10 protein-coding genes and 1 pseudogene are annotated in these 14,793 nt (G+C 34.4%); 9 read left to right on the top strand and 2 right to left on the bottom strand.

What is annotated here, in order from left to right:
- Positions 1-89: 89 nt before the first annotated feature.
- The 4 genes and pseudogenes from guaA (at position 90) to budA (ending at position 4,367) form a co-directional block, all read left to right on the top strand.
- On the top strand, positions 90-1,640 hold the full coding sequence (guaA, locus tag F5ESL0260_RS07305; RefSeq protein ID WP_122026713.1) for a glutamine-hydrolyzing GMP synthase: 1,551 nt from the start codon (positions 90-92) through the stop codon (positions 1,638-1,640).
- Between the two features lie 232 nt (positions 1,641-1,872).
- Positions 1,873-2,985, top strand: a complete 1,113-nt coding sequence (locus F5ESL0260_RS07300; RefSeq protein ID WP_122026397.1) for an ImmA/IrrE family metallo-endopeptidase — start codon at positions 1,873-1,875, stop codon at positions 2,983-2,985.
- Complete coding sequence (locus F5ESL0260_RS07295; protein WP_122026396.1) at positions 2,985-3,491, top strand: DUF4411 family protein; 507 nt, start codon at positions 2,985-2,987, stop codon at positions 3,489-3,491. Before F5ESL0260_RS07300 ends, F5ESL0260_RS07295 begins: the two co-directional genes overlap by 1 nt.
- A 166-nt stretch (positions 3,492-3,657) precedes the next feature.
- Positions 3,658-4,367: pseudogene (gene budA, locus F5ESL0260_RS09625) on the top strand (acetolactate decarboxylase).
- A 158-nt stretch (positions 4,368-4,525) separates the two neighbouring features.
- On the opposite strand, the gene F5ESL0260_RS07280 reads toward budA, so the two are convergent.
- The gene (locus F5ESL0260_RS07280) at positions 4,526-5,476 is read right to left on the bottom strand and encodes a LacI family DNA-binding transcriptional regulator (protein WP_122026393.1); all 951 of its coding nucleotides are present in this window, start codon (positions 5,474-5,476) and stop codon (positions 4,526-4,528) included.
- Between the two features lie 169 nt (positions 5,477-5,645).
- Here F5ESL0260_RS07280 and gtfA point away from each other — a divergent pair, with 169 nt between their 5' ends.
- The 5 genes from gtfA (at position 5,646) to F5ESL0260_RS07255 (ending at position 13,385) form a co-directional block, all read left to right on the top strand.
- On the top strand, positions 5,646-7,088 hold the full coding sequence (gene gtfA, locus F5ESL0260_RS07275; RefSeq protein WP_122026392.1) for a sucrose phosphorylase: 1,443 nt from the start codon (positions 5,646-5,648) through the stop codon (positions 7,086-7,088).
- 17 nt (positions 7,089-7,105) lie between these two features.
- Positions 7,106-8,560 (top strand): 6-phospho-beta-glucosidase, encoded by a 1,455-nt coding sequence (locus F5ESL0260_RS07270; protein WP_122026391.1) that lies wholly within the window; start codon positions 7,106-7,108, stop codon positions 8,558-8,560.
- Positions 8,557-9,870, top strand: coding sequence for a PTS sugar transporter subunit IIC (locus tag F5ESL0260_RS07265; RefSeq protein ID WP_122026390.1), 1,314 nt, complete (start codon positions 8,557-8,559; stop codon positions 9,868-9,870). Before F5ESL0260_RS07270 ends, F5ESL0260_RS07265 begins: the two co-directional genes overlap by 4 nt.
- A gap of 346 nt (positions 9,871-10,216) precedes the next feature.
- On the top strand, positions 10,217-11,818 hold the full coding sequence (locus F5ESL0260_RS07260; protein WP_122026389.1) for an ABC transporter ATP-binding protein: 1,602 nt from the start codon (positions 10,217-10,219) through the stop codon (positions 11,816-11,818).
- On the top strand, positions 11,808-13,385 hold the full coding sequence (locus tag F5ESL0260_RS07255; protein ID WP_122026388.1) for an ABC transporter ATP-binding protein: 1,578 nt from the start codon (positions 11,808-11,810) through the stop codon (positions 13,383-13,385). The genes F5ESL0260_RS07260 and F5ESL0260_RS07255 overlap by 11 nt, the downstream gene beginning before the upstream one ends.
- 45 nt (positions 13,386-13,430) lie before the next feature.
- Here F5ESL0260_RS07255 and F5ESL0260_RS07250 read toward each other — a convergent pair whose 3' ends face one another.
- The gene (locus F5ESL0260_RS07250; RefSeq protein ID WP_122026387.1) at positions 13,431-14,510 is read right to left on the bottom strand and encodes a GntR family transcriptional regulator; all 1,080 of its coding nucleotides are present in this window, start codon (positions 14,508-14,510) and stop codon (positions 13,431-13,433) included.
- Positions 14,511-14,793: the final 283 nt, after the last annotated feature.

Raw genomic sequence — 14,793 nt, 5'->3', positions numbered from 1 at the left:
ATTAGAGCTAAAAAATTATTGACCACTGCTGCATTTCTTAGTAAAGTTGATATAGTATGAATTTAGTGAGTAAAGGAGCTTGGATGTCGGTGAAAAAGAATATTAGTGATTTTGATGAAATTATTGTGCTGGATTTTGGTAGTCAATATAATCAACTAATCACACGCAGGCTGCGGGATTTTGGGATTTATTCCGAGTTGTTGCCCCATGATATTAGTATGGATAGAATAAGGCAGATTAGTCCTAAGGGAATTATCTTTTCAGGTGGGCCCAACAGTATTTATGACCAAAATGCCTTGAAAGTAGATCCTGCAATTTTTAAGTTGGGCATTCCTATTCTGGGCATTTGTTACGGGATGCAACTCATGACTTCTTATTTAAACGGCAAGGTCGAAAAAGCTGCTAATTCTGAATATGGTCGTGCCGACATCGAGGTTGAAGACACCAACTCCGTTTTATTTGCTGGGCTGCCCAAAGATGAGTATGTCTGGATGAGTCACGGTGATTTGGTCACTGGTGCTCCTGCTGGTTTTGAAACGGTCGCTTCAAGTAAGAATTGCCCGATTGCCGCTATTGCTAACGATCAAGCCAAAATGTATGGTATTCAGTTCCATGCGGAAGTGCGCAATACGCAATATGGCCTTGATATCCTGCGTAATTTTGCCTTTAAAGTTTGCGGCGCTAAGGCTGACTGGTCAATGACCGATTTTATTGACTTGCAAATTGCTGAAATTAGAAAAACTGTTGGTGATAAGAAGGTAATTCTGGGTCTATCCGGTGGGGTAGACTCTAGCGTCACCGCGACTCTTTTACACAAAGCGATTGGCAATCAGCTGACAGCCATTTTTGTGGATCACGGCATGTTGCGCAAAAACGAAGGCGATGAAGTAATGGCTGCCTTGAACCGTGATCTAGGTGTTAACATTATTCGGGTAAATGCTCAAGAGCGCTTTTTAAATAAACTCAAAGGTGTCACCGACCCCGAGCAAAAGCGTAAAATCATTGGTAAAGAGTTTATTGAGGTGTTTGCGGACGAAGCAAAGAAAATTAAGGATGTGGACTTTTTAGCTCAAGGCACCCTGTACACTGATGTGATTGAGAGCGGCACAAATACCGCCCAGACAATCAAGTCGCATCATAACGTTGGTGGGTTACCTAAGGATTTACACTTTAAACTAATTGAACCTTTGCGCAAGTTATTTAAAGATGAAGTACGTGAACTGGGTGAAAAATTAGGTATTCCGCATGATTTGGTTTGGCGTCAGCCTTTCCCAGGACCTGGTCTTGGCATTCGCGTTATTGACGAAGTAACTGAGGATAAACTCAAATTGGTGCGTGACAGTGATGCAATTTTGCGGGATGAAATTAAAAAAGCCGGTTTACAGGAAAAAGTATGGCAATACTTTACCGTTTTACCCGGTATCAAATCCGTGGGCGTGATGGGTGACGGTCGCACTTATGACTATACCATTGGTATCCGTGCCGTTACATCAATTGATGGGATGACCGCTGATTTTGCCCGCTTGCCATGGGACGTTTTGCAAAAAATTTCAACGCGTATTGTCGACGAAGTGCCCAACATTAACCGTGTAGTCTATGATGTCACCAGTAAACCACCGTCAACGATTGAATGGGAGTAATATGATAATTTAGCTCTGCTAGCTATTAGGCTTTCAGAGCTTTCTATTTTTATTGACAGTTTTTACAGGTGAGTACGTTTAATATTTTTATTTTATAAAAATGAGTTAGAAATAGTTTCTTTAGTTGTTTAAAACAAAGTTAATATCATAAAATAATATTAAAGATTGCATTAATGTAAATTTTTGAGGAAAATAACAGTATAAATGCGTATTAATAAGGGAGGTGTTTTTAATGGTAACTAGATTAGGCATAAATCCACGTGTTTTAGCTTATTACATTGACAATTCTGGAGTTTCTAAAGATTATTTAGAAATGAAAGTTCAGAACATTGATGCTTTTTTAGATGGCAGTAAAAACCCTACTTTTAATCAACTTTCAGAAATTGCTAAACTTATTGATGTTCCGACTGGCTTGCTGCTTCTTTCAGATCCAGTTGATACTGATAAGAATACACTTAAATTTAGGACGATTAATTCAAATCGGATTGAAAAGATTAGTAATGAACTTAGAGATACGATTGTTGAAATGCAAACAAAACAGGATTTTCTGCGAAATGAAATTGATTATCAACTCGATTTTATCGGAAAATATTCAATTAAAAATGATTACCAGCAAGTTGTAGATGATATGCGTAATTATCTCGATATTCCAGTTAACTATCAGAAAAATGTGGGAAAGAATGCCTTGAAATATTTTAGAGATAAAATGAATAAAATAGGCATCTTTATCTTCTTTAATGGCTCAGTGAAAAGCAATACGCATCGAAGCTTGTCGCTAGATGAGTTCAGAGGTTTTGTCTTAAGTGACAAAAAAGCCCCCATTATTTTCGTTAATTCTAAAGATAGTGAAGCGGGTCGATTATTTACACTTGTTCATGAATTAGTCCATCTTTTTCTTGATCAGGAAGAAATATTTAGTTTAGTTGACACAGGATCATACAAGTTTGATCGCACAGAAGCCTTTGTTAATAAAGTAGCAGCAGAAGTACTGCTACCAGATGAAGAAATCAGAAAACTAAATAACTATGATATTGAATTTTTAGCTCACAAATTTCCCGTTAGTAAATTTGTCATTGTACGTAAACTATATGATATGAAGATTTTGACGAAAAAAGAGTATGATGAAAAAGTTTCACAGTTAGAAAAAGAATTTGCGAAAATCCCGCTAGATAAAAAAACTAGGGGTGGAAACTATGATAATAATATCAGATTTCGTTTTGATCAGACTTTTGTACATTATATTGAAAATGCAATAAAACAAAATAAGATTACTTATACGGACGCTTTTAATATTGCTGGTGTTAGTTATAAGTCGTTTAAGATTCTGACGGGGGGCAGAATGTAATGGAAAAATATTTGCTGGATACTAATATCTATATAAATTTTTATGAACGGTATTATCGGGTAAAGTATTTTCCTAGTTTTTGGGCTAAGCTACCTGCCATTTTAAATAAATATGTTGTCATTCCCGAAATTGTGGTCGATGAAAACTACCAAGCCCCTAAATTTAGAAAATGGTTGGATAAAAATTATTTAAAAGAAATAATAAACCATAAAAATTATGCAATACAATGGGCCAAAGTACTACAATATATTGGCGACTGTGAATATTATAAAGATGAAGCATTATCAGCTGACAGAGGATGGGCACATGAAAAAATTGCAGATCCTTGGCTTATTGCTATTGCAAAAGAAGAAAATTTAACCATTGTAACAAGTGAAATTCGGAATCCTAATTTGCACAATCCAAATGGTAATAAGGCCGCAAAAATACCTGATGTGTGCGATGACTTAGATGTTGATTGCATTGACATGAATGATTTCTTTGAGAAAATCAATTTGTGCATTTGAATTTTTAGATCGAGATAGTTATTTACTAAACTAAAAATAGCAAGAGCTGAAAAACAATCAGAACATAATAAGTTGAGAACAAATTGGTGCTAAACTGATTTGTAAAAATTAAGTTTGTTCTGATTGTTTTTATATACAAGTCTTTGAAAAAAGGAGCAGCAATACAATGAATAAAAACACATTGTTTCAACATGGGACTATGCAAATGCTGGTTGAGGGCCTATTGGAAGGCACTTTACCGCTATCAGAATTGTTAAAACACGGCAATATTGGTATTGGAACCGGTGATGGCGTTGATGGTGAATTAGTGATATTAGACGGTGTTGGTTACAAAATAGATGTTAGTGGTCCAGCTGTGAAACTGCCAGATAACTTTAAAGTGACTTATGCTGACGTTAGTTTTGCGGATTATCACAAATTCAAAAGCTATCAAAATGTCGAATTGACAGAAATGCTAAAAGATGTTTTAACAAAAATAACGCTCAAAATCAATTTTTCGCAATATTGACTAAAGGTGTCTTCCAAAAAATTCGTACAAGGTCTTCCAAAAAGTCACATAAGCCATATCCGTCTCTAGGAAAAATTGCGGAAAATCAAGTCGAGTTTGAAGCTGAAAATATCACTGGAGCAATGATTACTTATTACACGCCGCCTGTTTTTCAAGGTGTTGGGGTATCAGGATTTCACAATCATTTTTTGGCCGACGATTTAAGCTTTGGCGGTCATGTTTTGGCAGCTACGATGAAAGATGTAACAGCCAGCATTCAACCAATAGAAAACTTTAAATTGCATTTACCAGTTGATAATCAGGAATTTTTAAATGCCAATTTAACTGATATTAGCAAGCTAGATAATGTTATTTCGAAATCAGAATAACTTTGGTGTGAAGATTGTTTGAACTCTAAAATTAAAGTGCTCGATTATAGCTAAAAATATAATCGAGCACTTTTTAATGTCTAAAATCATAAGAAATAATTTTAAGAAGTTGAATCCAATATTATTTTGGTTAAAGCAACTGATTTTTCAGCTAACTTTTAAGAAATTAAAGTTACCGGTAGGGTGTAGATTTTCTTAAAACCTTCGGTTGGATGATGAATCTTTTGGATTAAGATTTCTGCTATTAAGTTAGTCATGTCTTTAGTTGGTTGCTTAATTGTAATTAATTCAGGAAATAGATTTTGTACCAAAGCAGTTCCATCAAAGCCTGTTATTAAAGGATAATATTCCTGTTTACTGGTAAATTGTTTAACCAAAAGTGCAGTATTATCGTCGGTACAACAAATAGAATCATAAGCCTGGGAATTAATAATTTGCGCAATAGCAATTTTTTTTGCCATGATTGAACTATTGAAATCTAAATAACTGGTATTAACATTTACCTTATATAAGTTAAAGACTGATAGCATTCCTTTAATCCTGTCATTAATTGGGTACAAATCAGACTTATCACCTGATATTATTAATACATTCTTTTTGCCTAGGCTTAATACCTTCTCTGCTATTTTTTTGCCACCGTCTAAATTATCACTTCTTATCTCTATAATATTTTTAAAGTCCCGATCAAATGAAACGATTGGTAAATCTCGTGATAAAGAGTGATAAGAATCTTGCAAATGCGAACAGACGACTATCCCATCAACCTTGCGAGAACGGATATCGTTAACAAAATTCTCTAAACTATCTTGAGGATTATTTGCAATAGTAAACAGAACGTCATAGTTATAGTAATTCAGACTTTCTACCAGATTATTAAGAAAGTCCGCATAAAAGGGATTATATATATTAGGCAATATGGCTTTGATAATTCTTTTTGATGCTGTGACTTGCTTTTCCTTTACTGGAACTTGGTATCCAGATTTTCTGATCGCTTCTAAGACATTTTTACGTGTTTTAGTACTAATATAGCCATTATTATTAATAACTCTTGAAACGGTAGCAATTGAAACATTTGCTAATTCGGCTACTTCTCTGATAGTTATTTTCATTTTTACACCTATTTATGAAAATTTACATACTGTTAACTACTAGTTTTGTAGCTTATTATACAGTTTTAAGATGTAAATTGCTTTAAAAAGTAACATTCGGTTTTCATTTTGATATTATAAATTCTGTAAGAAAAAAGCGATTTCAGTAAATTGAGAATGGGGAGATTCAATGAAAGTCAAAAACAAAGCTTTACTGATCACATATCCAGATAGTCTTGGAAGCAATCTGCAGGATTTGACTTTTGTAATAAACAAGTATTTCAAAAATGCCATTGGCGGAGTTCACCTATTACCATTTTTTCCATCAGCTGGTGATAGAGGATTTTCACCTTTAAGATACGATAAAGTGGATCCCAAGTTTGGCACTTGGAAAGATGTTGAAGAACTTGGTAAAAACTATTATCTAATGTTTGATTTTATGATAAATCACTTGTCACAGCATTCATCTTATTTTAAAGACTTTCAATCTAAGAAGTTTAAAAGTGAATTTTGCAATCTTTTTTTAAGTTGGGATAGGTTTTGGCCTACTGGTCGACCAACCAAAAATGACGTTGCTATCATTTATAAGAGAAAAAATAAAACTCCATGTAAGGAGATAACATTCGAAGACGGTAGTAAAGAAAAAATGTGGAATACTTTTGGCCCTGACCAAATGGATCTTGATATCAGAACCAGTACTACACAAAAGTTTATTAAGCATAATCTGCAAAACTTAGTAAAACATGGTGCAAGTATAATTCGCCTAGATGCTTTTGCTTATGCTATTAAAAAATTAGATTCAGATGATTTTTTTGTGGAACCAGAAATCTGGGATTTATTAGAGCAAATAAAAAATTACTTAGCAGATACTGACGCGGTTATTTTGCCAGAAATTCATGAGCACTATTCAATGTCATTTAAAGTTGCAAAACATGGTTATTTTATTTATGACTTTGCTTTGCCTATGGTACTACTCTATTCGCTTTATAGTGGTAAAAGTGATCAATTAGCAAAATGGCTTGAAAAGTGTCCTATGCATCAATTTACTACTCTTGATACACATGATGGAATTGGAGTAGTAGATGCTAAGGATATTTTGACCGAGAAACAGGTAGAGTACACTACTAATAAGCTTTACCAAATAGGGGCTAATGTGAAAAGAAAATATTCAAGTATGGAATATCACAGTCTGGATATTTACCAAATTAATACAACGTATTATTCAGCGTTAGGTAATGATGATCAGAAATATTTTATTGCTCGTTTAATTCAAATGTTTGCGCCTGGTATTCCTCAAATATACTATGTCGGTTTACTAGCAGGTAAGAATGACATAGAGCTACTTGAAAGAACTAAAGAAGGTCGTAATATTAATCGACATTACTATAGTCTAAAAGAAATCAAACAAGAAGTTCAGCGTCCTATAGTTAAAGCATTGATAAAGTTATTAGAATTTCGTAATAAAGAAAAAGCATTCGATTTGCAGGGTTCAATTAAAGTTTTGACACCTAGTGATCATGAAATTGTAATAACAAGGACGAATAAGCAAAAAACAAGTGAGGTCACTGCAAAAGTTGATTTCGAAAATTTAACATATTTCGTAACAAAAAATAAAAAGAAAATAACGTTTTAATGAAAGGAAGTTAGTATATGAACAAATTAAGAAAAGATTTCTTATGGGGTGGAGCTGTTGCTGCTAATCAGATTGAAGGAGCTTGGAATGAAGATAACAAAGGTTTAAGTATAGCTGATGTAGTAACTGAAGGAGCGGTAGATAGACCAAGAATAATAACCAATGGAATTCAAAAGGGAAAGTATTATCCAATGCATAAGGCCAGTGATTTTTATCATCATTATAAAGAAGATATTAAGCTTCTTGCTGAGATGCATTTTAAATGCTTTCGTTTATCAATTGCATGGTCAAGAATTTTTCCTAACGGCGATGACAAGGAGCCAAATGAAGATGGTTTAAGGTTTTATGACAATGTATTTAATGAATGTAAAAAATATAATATTGAACCTGTAGTTACATTTTCTCATTTTGAAATGCCTTATTCTCTTGTCAAAAAATATGGTGGTTGGACAGATCGTCGAGTAATAGATTTCTATGTAAAATTTGTTGAAGTATGTTTTTCTAGGTACAGGGATCAGGTTAATTACTGGATGACTTTTAATGAAATCAACAATCAAACTGACTACAATAGCGATTTAAGTATGTTAGCTGATTCAGGTATTGTAATTAATAATCTTTCTGAAGAAGAACGAGAAGAAAAAATGTATCAAGCCGCTCATTATGAGTTAGTTGCCAGTGCTAAAGCAGTGCAAATTGGTCATGCAATTAATCAAGATAATAAGATTGGTTGCATGATTAATATGACGCCTCAATATCCTTATTCTTGTAAGCCGGAGGATATATTTCAGGCGCAAAAAGCTATGCAAAGACGATATTGGTTTGCGGATGTACAAGTATTAGGTAAATACCCTGAAAACATGGAAAGCTATTTTGAAGAGAATAATCTTCGTAAAGACATAACAGATAATGACCGTGAGGACTTGAAAAACGGTAAAACTGATTTTATCGGATTAAGTTATTACAACTCAAATACAATCAAGTTTGAAAAAAATAATCCAGATTTCAAATTTGTCGGATCAGAATTAAATGTTAACAATCCATATTTAAAACAAACTCAATGGGGCTGGCCAGTCGATCCTTTGGGCTTTAGATATTCATTAAATTGGCTAACAGATCATTATCATAAGCCACTTTTTGTAGTGGAAAATGGCATTGGTGCAGAGGACAGGGTAGAAAATGACAAATCAATTCATGACGAATACAGAATTAGTTATTTAAAAGAGCACATAAAGTCAATGATTGATGCCATTGAACAAGATGGAGTTGACGTAATTGGTTACACTCCTTGGGGGTGTATTGATCTGGTATCAATGGGTACGGGTCAAATGTCAAAACGATATGGTTTCATCTACGTTGATAGTAATGATAAGGGAGATGGTTCATTTAGAAGGTTAAAAAAGGATTCTTTCTATTGGTATAGAAAAGTAATTGATTCTAATGGTAAAAATTTATTTTTGGAGGATGAAAAATGAAAAATGGATTTTCAAAGTGGGTTAATAATAAATTAGTCCCACCCGTACTTAAATTTGTCAATTTCAAAGCAATCAGGGCTTTAAAAGATGGTATCCTTTATACACTGCCACTTTTAATGATCGGCTCTTTATTTACTTTAATTGCCAACTTTCCTTGGGCTCCTGTAACTAATTTTTTGACTGTTAATGGATGGATGGATCCTTTAAATCAAATTAATGGAGCCACATTTTCAATTATTGCAATTATTGCAGTCTTAGGTGTTAGTTATCAATATGCCAAGATAGAGAATGTTGAACCATTAGGGGCCGCTGTTATAGCCTTATCTTCTTTTCTTGTACTCACAAAATCAACTGCAGTAACTGCAAATGGTAAATTTACAGTTGCAAATGTTATTCCAAAAGACTGGACGAGTGGCCAAGGAATGATTGCCGCTATAATTGTCGGATTATTAGTTGGATGGGCTTATTCTGCAATGATTAAACATCACTGGACAATTAAAATGCCAGAAGCTGTTCCATCAGGAGTTTCTAATTCTTTTGCAGCTCTGATCCCCGCAGCTGTCATTATTTCAGTTACCTTTGCCGTATATGCACTCATCCACTTTGTATGGAATACTACATTTATTGAAGGTGTATATAAGATTATTCAAACTCCTCTACAGGGTATGACAGACTCAGTTTGGGGCGTAATGGCTTATTGTTTTATAGCAACATTTTTCTGGTGGTTCGGAGTCCATGGCGGTACCATTGTCACAAGCATTTTTTATCCAATTTTATTAGCAAATTTAACTTCTAACCAAAAACTCTTAGATGCTGGTAAAGCCTTAACAATTGGAAATGGTGCACACGTATTCACTGATCAATTCACAGCTATCTTGATTAATATGACTGGCACTGGAGCAACTATTGGGTTGGTAATCTATATGTTCTTCTTTGCCAAATCTCAGCAAACGAAGCAATTGGGTAAACTAGCCATTGTTCCTACGCTTTTTAATATTAATGAACCAGTAATTTATGGTACACCAATAGTAATGAATCCCTTCTTATTTATCCCGTTTGTATTAACACCACTGGTGATTGGACTTTTGGATTATGGACTCATGACTGCTGGAATACTTCCGCTATTCAGCGGTGTTCAAGTTCCGTGGACCACACCGGCAATTATTTCAGGTTTTATTCTTGGTGGTTGGCGTTTGGCTTTAGCTCAAGCAGTAAATATTGTTATTTCATGCCTAATTTACTTTCCGTTTATTAGAAAAGTCGATAATCTCAATTATGAAAAGGAGCAAGCAGCTGTAAATAAAAACTAAATATTATTTAACTTTGATTAAGAGCATTTATTAAATAATTTTAAAGAGTCAGTTTACTAATAGTAAACTGATTTTTTGTAATTTAGGAATTTTTAGAATAGATTTTTTTCAAGAGAGTCCGAAATTATAAGAAGGTAAAACAAACTATAATTGACATTATCATTGCTGAACCGGTTGACCAGTGCAAAATTTTAATCACTTTTCCACTAATTCTTTTTAAAGAATTAGTTTTTTATCTATAACAGCGATTATATTTTGCCTGCTAATTTGACACCCGTACTCATTCATTTTATTATTAGATAAATTTAATAAAATTGATTTAGCATAAAATGAAAGACGCAAGAACATGACATTAAAGGGACTGATTGGCTCTAATAAACAACGAGCAATTTTTATTATCTTACTTTATTTTATTTTTGCTGTTACAGGATCACTTGACCAATATTTTTTTCAATTTGCAGTTAACGGACTAAGCGTTGGCAATTTGCCTGTTTATATTCGCTGGCAATTAATTGAATTTATCCCGGTAGTTTGTGGTGTATTTATTCTGCCTTTAGCGACTTACCTTTTTAACGCACAGATTCAGGAATATCTTGATCAATTAAGAGGGCAAATGGTAGACCATTTTTATACTGAAAACGATGCGACAGTGGCGCAAATGCAAAATTATCTGCAAAGCAATCTCGATACTTTGACCAGCGATTTTGCTCTGCCCTGGGTTAATGTTCTTAGCAATTTGTTCATCATCTTGCTTTCTGCCGGTGTCCTTTTTAGCTTAAATTGGTCTTTTGTTTTACTAACTACAATTTTTGTTCTAATTGATTTAAGCTTACCCAAAATAATGGCGCGCATGACTTCAGTGGCAAGTAGAAAAGTGATGAAAAATACTAGCACCTTTTTAACAGGAATTGGCGAGTGGATCAATGGCTTAAATGAACTGCGGCGGTATCATGCTTGGACGATCTTAAATAAAGAATTGAGCAGCTACGCTGAGAAGTTGGAAAAATCTAAAGTCAATCAAATCAATAAAAACTGTGCTTCTAATACAATTAATGGAATTGGTAATACTTTAGGACAAATGTCGATTGCCTTTTTAGCGGGCATCCTGTTTTTAACTGGTCAAATAAAAATTGGAGCGGCATTAGCTTCGACTTCTTTTGCTTTTGGTATTTTTTCAGCTGTATCCTCTATTACAAGTGCTGCAGTCAAGATTAAGTCTACTAAAAATATTAATCAAACTACGGCTAGCTTGATTTCTAACACCAAATCCAAACCGAATGGGTCATCTGCTCAAATTGCCCAAATTGAAATTAAAAATTTGGCGCTTAAATATCCTAATGGTCCAATAATTGAATATCCCGATTTTGTGATCAATAAGGGTGAAAAAGTTTTGCTTACAGGTGACAGCGGAACAGGCAAGTCAACACTGCTTCAAGCTCTTTTAGGTAAGGTCAGGCCTTATCAAGGTCAAATTATTTTTAAAAATAATGCGGGGCAGATTTTTCAACCTAATTTAAACCGGATCAGTTACATTGCTCAAGATCCGCAATTATTTCCAGGAACAATTGCGGGAAATATCGTGATGTTTCATCGACAATTGTTGGATCAAGTGCCTAATTTAATTAATAAAGTGCAATTGCAGAGCGATATTGCAAGGTTTCCCCAAGGAACTGATACCCAAGTTGATTTGGACAAAAACAATTTATCCGGTGGTCAAAGACAAAAGATTATCCTTGCCAGATCAGAAATTTTCGCTGATGAAATTATTTTGCTGGACGAAGCGACAAGCGCCATTGATAGTCAAGCTACTAAGCAAATTATTACCGAGCTGATTAACACTGATAAGACCGTGATCATGATTGCCCATAATCTTAATTCTGAAGTTAAAAATATGTTTGATAAAACGATTCGGTTAGCAAGCCAGAAGGAGAACCACCATGACTTTTAAAAACTTCTTTCATACCAATCGAATTCGTTTCATATTCATTGTACTTTTTAGTTTCTTACAACCTTTGGTTTTAATTGGCGCATCATACTTAAATATGTGGGAATTTACCGCTTTGCGCCAGCATGATGGGCAAGCCTGGCTCTTAATCATTACTTTTACAACATTAGCTTATCTCTCATCGTATGCTTTTGACTGGAGTTCTGAATATTTACTGACACGACAAGTTCAAGAATTTAATCACACTTTAAGAAGCAAAATAGTAAGCCACGTCTACCATGACCGTAAAAATTATCAAACTTCGCAAGTTAAAAATCGCCTGACCAATGATCTTAATACGGTTAACAATCAGTCCTTTAACTTAATTCCTGTCATTTGCAATTTTCTGGGCTATGTTATTTTCTCCGTAATTGCCCTGCTAACGATGCACTGGAGTTTGTTGCTGCTCATCTTAATTTCGGTAGCAGTTTCCCTGGTTTTACCTAAAATAATTGAAAAGCCGTTGCAAAGAGCAACGGAAAAGGTTTCTCATCAAAATAGACAATATTTGGATCTGATTGAAAAATGGCTAAGCGGTATTGCTGAATTAGAGCGGTATCTTGCCGGTGATAAATTAACTAGCGTAATGCACAAGGGCGCGCAAGATTTAGAAAAAGCCAACCTCAAACAGACAAGGGAACAACAAATTCTATCCATTATTACTAACGGTGTTGCGCAAGTTATGATCCTGATTTTGTTCGTCTGGACTGGTATTTTAATTAAAGGCGGTCTGGTTACGTTTGGTGCAATTGCAGTTATCGGTAATTTTAGTCATTATATTTCACTAGCAATCGAATACTTGCCATTCTATTTTGGTTTAATTAAGGGCACCAGAACTTTGAGAGACAAAGTTACCGCAGCAACTGTACCAGTAAAAACTGATGGGCAAAAGTTAGGAACACCTGTTGCTTTTAGTACAAAAGATTTGGCAATTAGTTTTCCTAATGGTGAAACTTTAAAGTTCCCTGATATCACCGTCAATTATGGTGAAAAAATTTTACTATCAGGTGATAGCGGAACAGGTAAGTCAACTTTGTTTAAGCTGCTTTTAGGAATTTTGCCACCGACTTCTGGAAAAATGGCATTTAAGGATCAAGAGGGAAAAGTTATCAAACCTGATTTAGCTAAAATCGGCTATATTGCACAAGATCCTGTTTTATTTCCCAGCACCATTAAAAACAATATTACAATGTTCAATCCCAAATTAGACTTGCTGGCCGAACCTGCAGCTCTAGCAGTAGGTTTGGGCGCAGATATTGCCAAATTTTCTCATGGCTTGAATACAGAAATAAACTTGCAAAAACTAAATGTTTCAGGCGGTCAAAGGCAAAAAATAATTCTTGCGCGCTCGCAAATACATGACAGTAAAATCTTACTGATTGATGAAGGCACAAGTGCAATTGATCAGGCAGGAACCAGAGAAATCCTGCAAGAACTCCTTAAAATGCCAGGCACTGTCATTTTTATCGCCCATAATTTTGATAAAAACCTGCAACTGCTGTTTGACCGCGAGATTCATCTAAGTAAATAGCAACAGTAAAAAGGCGTTAATCAAATTTTTGATTAACGCCTTTTTTTATTGTTTCAGTGTGGCAACTGAATCACGCAATTTCATCTCAGGGTGATGTACCACTGAAGTAAATTTCTTACCATTTATTAAAGCTAAAATTCCTTTGCCTGCCTCTTGACCAACGGAAGTTCTCTGATAATTCATAGTCGTCAGGCTAGGGTTTAAGTAAGCAGATGAATCGTAGTTATCGAAACCAACTACAGAAATATCCTGGGGAATTTTGATTTTTAGCTTTTTCAATTTGTCAATGACTAAAACAGCTAATTCATCATGATAACATGCTATTGCTGTAGGCGGTTCGGGACCATTTAAATACATATCAATTTTTTTACTAATAACAGAGAAAGGATCATGTGAGCTGTACATAATTAAATTACTACTAGCTAAATTAACATTATTTTCCTGATAAGCAGCGATAAAGCCCTTCATCCGTTCGACCCCTTGAAGATCGTCTGTTTGAAAGATACCTAAAATTCGGCGATGATTTTGCTGCAATAAATAAGTTGTCAATTCATTTTCTGACTCTCTATCCGAATTCACAATAGCAGGAAAATTAAATTCAGGGTACTCCGCATTAATGAACAACAAGGGTATTTTACTTTTTGCAATCCGGCGGTAAATATCCGCATTTTGACAAGGCTTGGCACTTTCACTGGGTTCAACGATTAAACCGGCCACTTGCGAATCAAGCATTTTAATCAAACTTGACCGTTCAGTTTGAGGGTAATTATGCGTATTAGCTAAAAGCAAAGAATAGCCCTGTGGTTCAATTTCCGAATCAATTTGAGCAATAATCTTGGGAAAAATATAATCTGCAATGTGAGTGCAAATTAATCCGATAGTTTTACTTTGCGGATTGGCTTGCCATTTTTTATTCCAATCCTGGATATACATTCCGCTTCCTTGGACTTTGTAGATTAAATGCTCATTTTGCAATTCAGTTAAGGCTTTCCTAACAGCGTAACGAGTGACCTTAAAGCGGTGCATTAACTCGTCTTCTGTGGGTAATTTTTGGTTAACTTCATAATTACCAAATGTTATTTCATTTTTAAGTGTTTCCACAACGTTTATGTAATCGCTTTTCATTGTGTAACCTCCTAAAATTCATTTGAATAAATTTTAGCTAATATTGTTAAAATCCATGCTCTTTTAATTAAAATCATAACATAGTTCAATTTTAAAAGGTAACTTATATTTATTTTTTGCTGAAATATTAGCATTTTTATAAAAAAATAAAGGTATAAGTGTAAACAATAAATTTCTGCTGAAATAGCTCAATAAAAACAAATAAAAATTCTAAAATAGCTAAAATGCCGTGAAATTAAGAGTTTAGAAAGCTTAAAAATTTTCAAAAACATTCGAATGAATT

Source organism: Lactobacillus sp. ESL0260, from assembly GCF_003692935.1.
In the GTDB taxonomy this organism is placed as follows: Bacteria; Bacillota; Bacilli; order Lactobacillales; family Lactobacillaceae; genus Lactobacillus; species Lactobacillus melliventris.
The sequence above is the reverse complement of the archived record's forward strand: the minus strand, read 5'-3'. Positions and strand labels throughout refer to the sequence as shown.

Bases quoted from the DNA above. Each gene is read 5' to 3' on its own strand.
- F5ESL0260_RS07300 (WP_122026397.1), top strand. From the start codon at position 1,873: ATGGTAACTAGATTAGGCATAAATCCACGTGTTTTAGCTTATTACATT.
- F5ESL0260_RS07295 (WP_122026396.1), top strand. From the start codon at position 2,985: ATGGAAAAATATTTGCTGGATACTAATATCTATATAAATTTTTATGAA.
- F5ESL0260_RS07280 (WP_122026393.1), bottom strand. From the start codon at position 5,476: ATGAAAATAACTATCAGAGAAGTAGCCGAATTAGCAAATGTTTCAATT.
- gtfA (WP_122026392.1), top strand. From the start codon at position 5,646: ATGAAAGTCAAAAACAAAGCTTTACTGATCACATATCCAGATAGTCTT.
- F5ESL0260_RS07270 (WP_122026391.1), top strand. From the start codon at position 7,106: ATGAACAAATTAAGAAAAGATTTCTTATGGGGTGGAGCTGTTGCTGCT.
- F5ESL0260_RS07265 (WP_122026390.1), top strand. From the start codon at position 8,557: ATGAAAAATGGATTTTCAAAGTGGGTTAATAATAAATTAGTCCCACCC.
- F5ESL0260_RS07260 (WP_122026389.1), top strand. From the start codon at position 10,217: ATGACATTAAAGGGACTGATTGGCTCTAATAAACAACGAGCAATTTTT.
- F5ESL0260_RS07255 (WP_122026388.1), top strand. From the start codon at position 11,808: ATGACTTTTAAAAACTTCTTTCATACCAATCGAATTCGTTTCATATTC.
- F5ESL0260_RS07250 (WP_122026387.1), bottom strand. From the start codon at position 14,510: ATGAAAAGCGATTACATAAACGTTGTGGAAACACTTAAAAATGAAATA.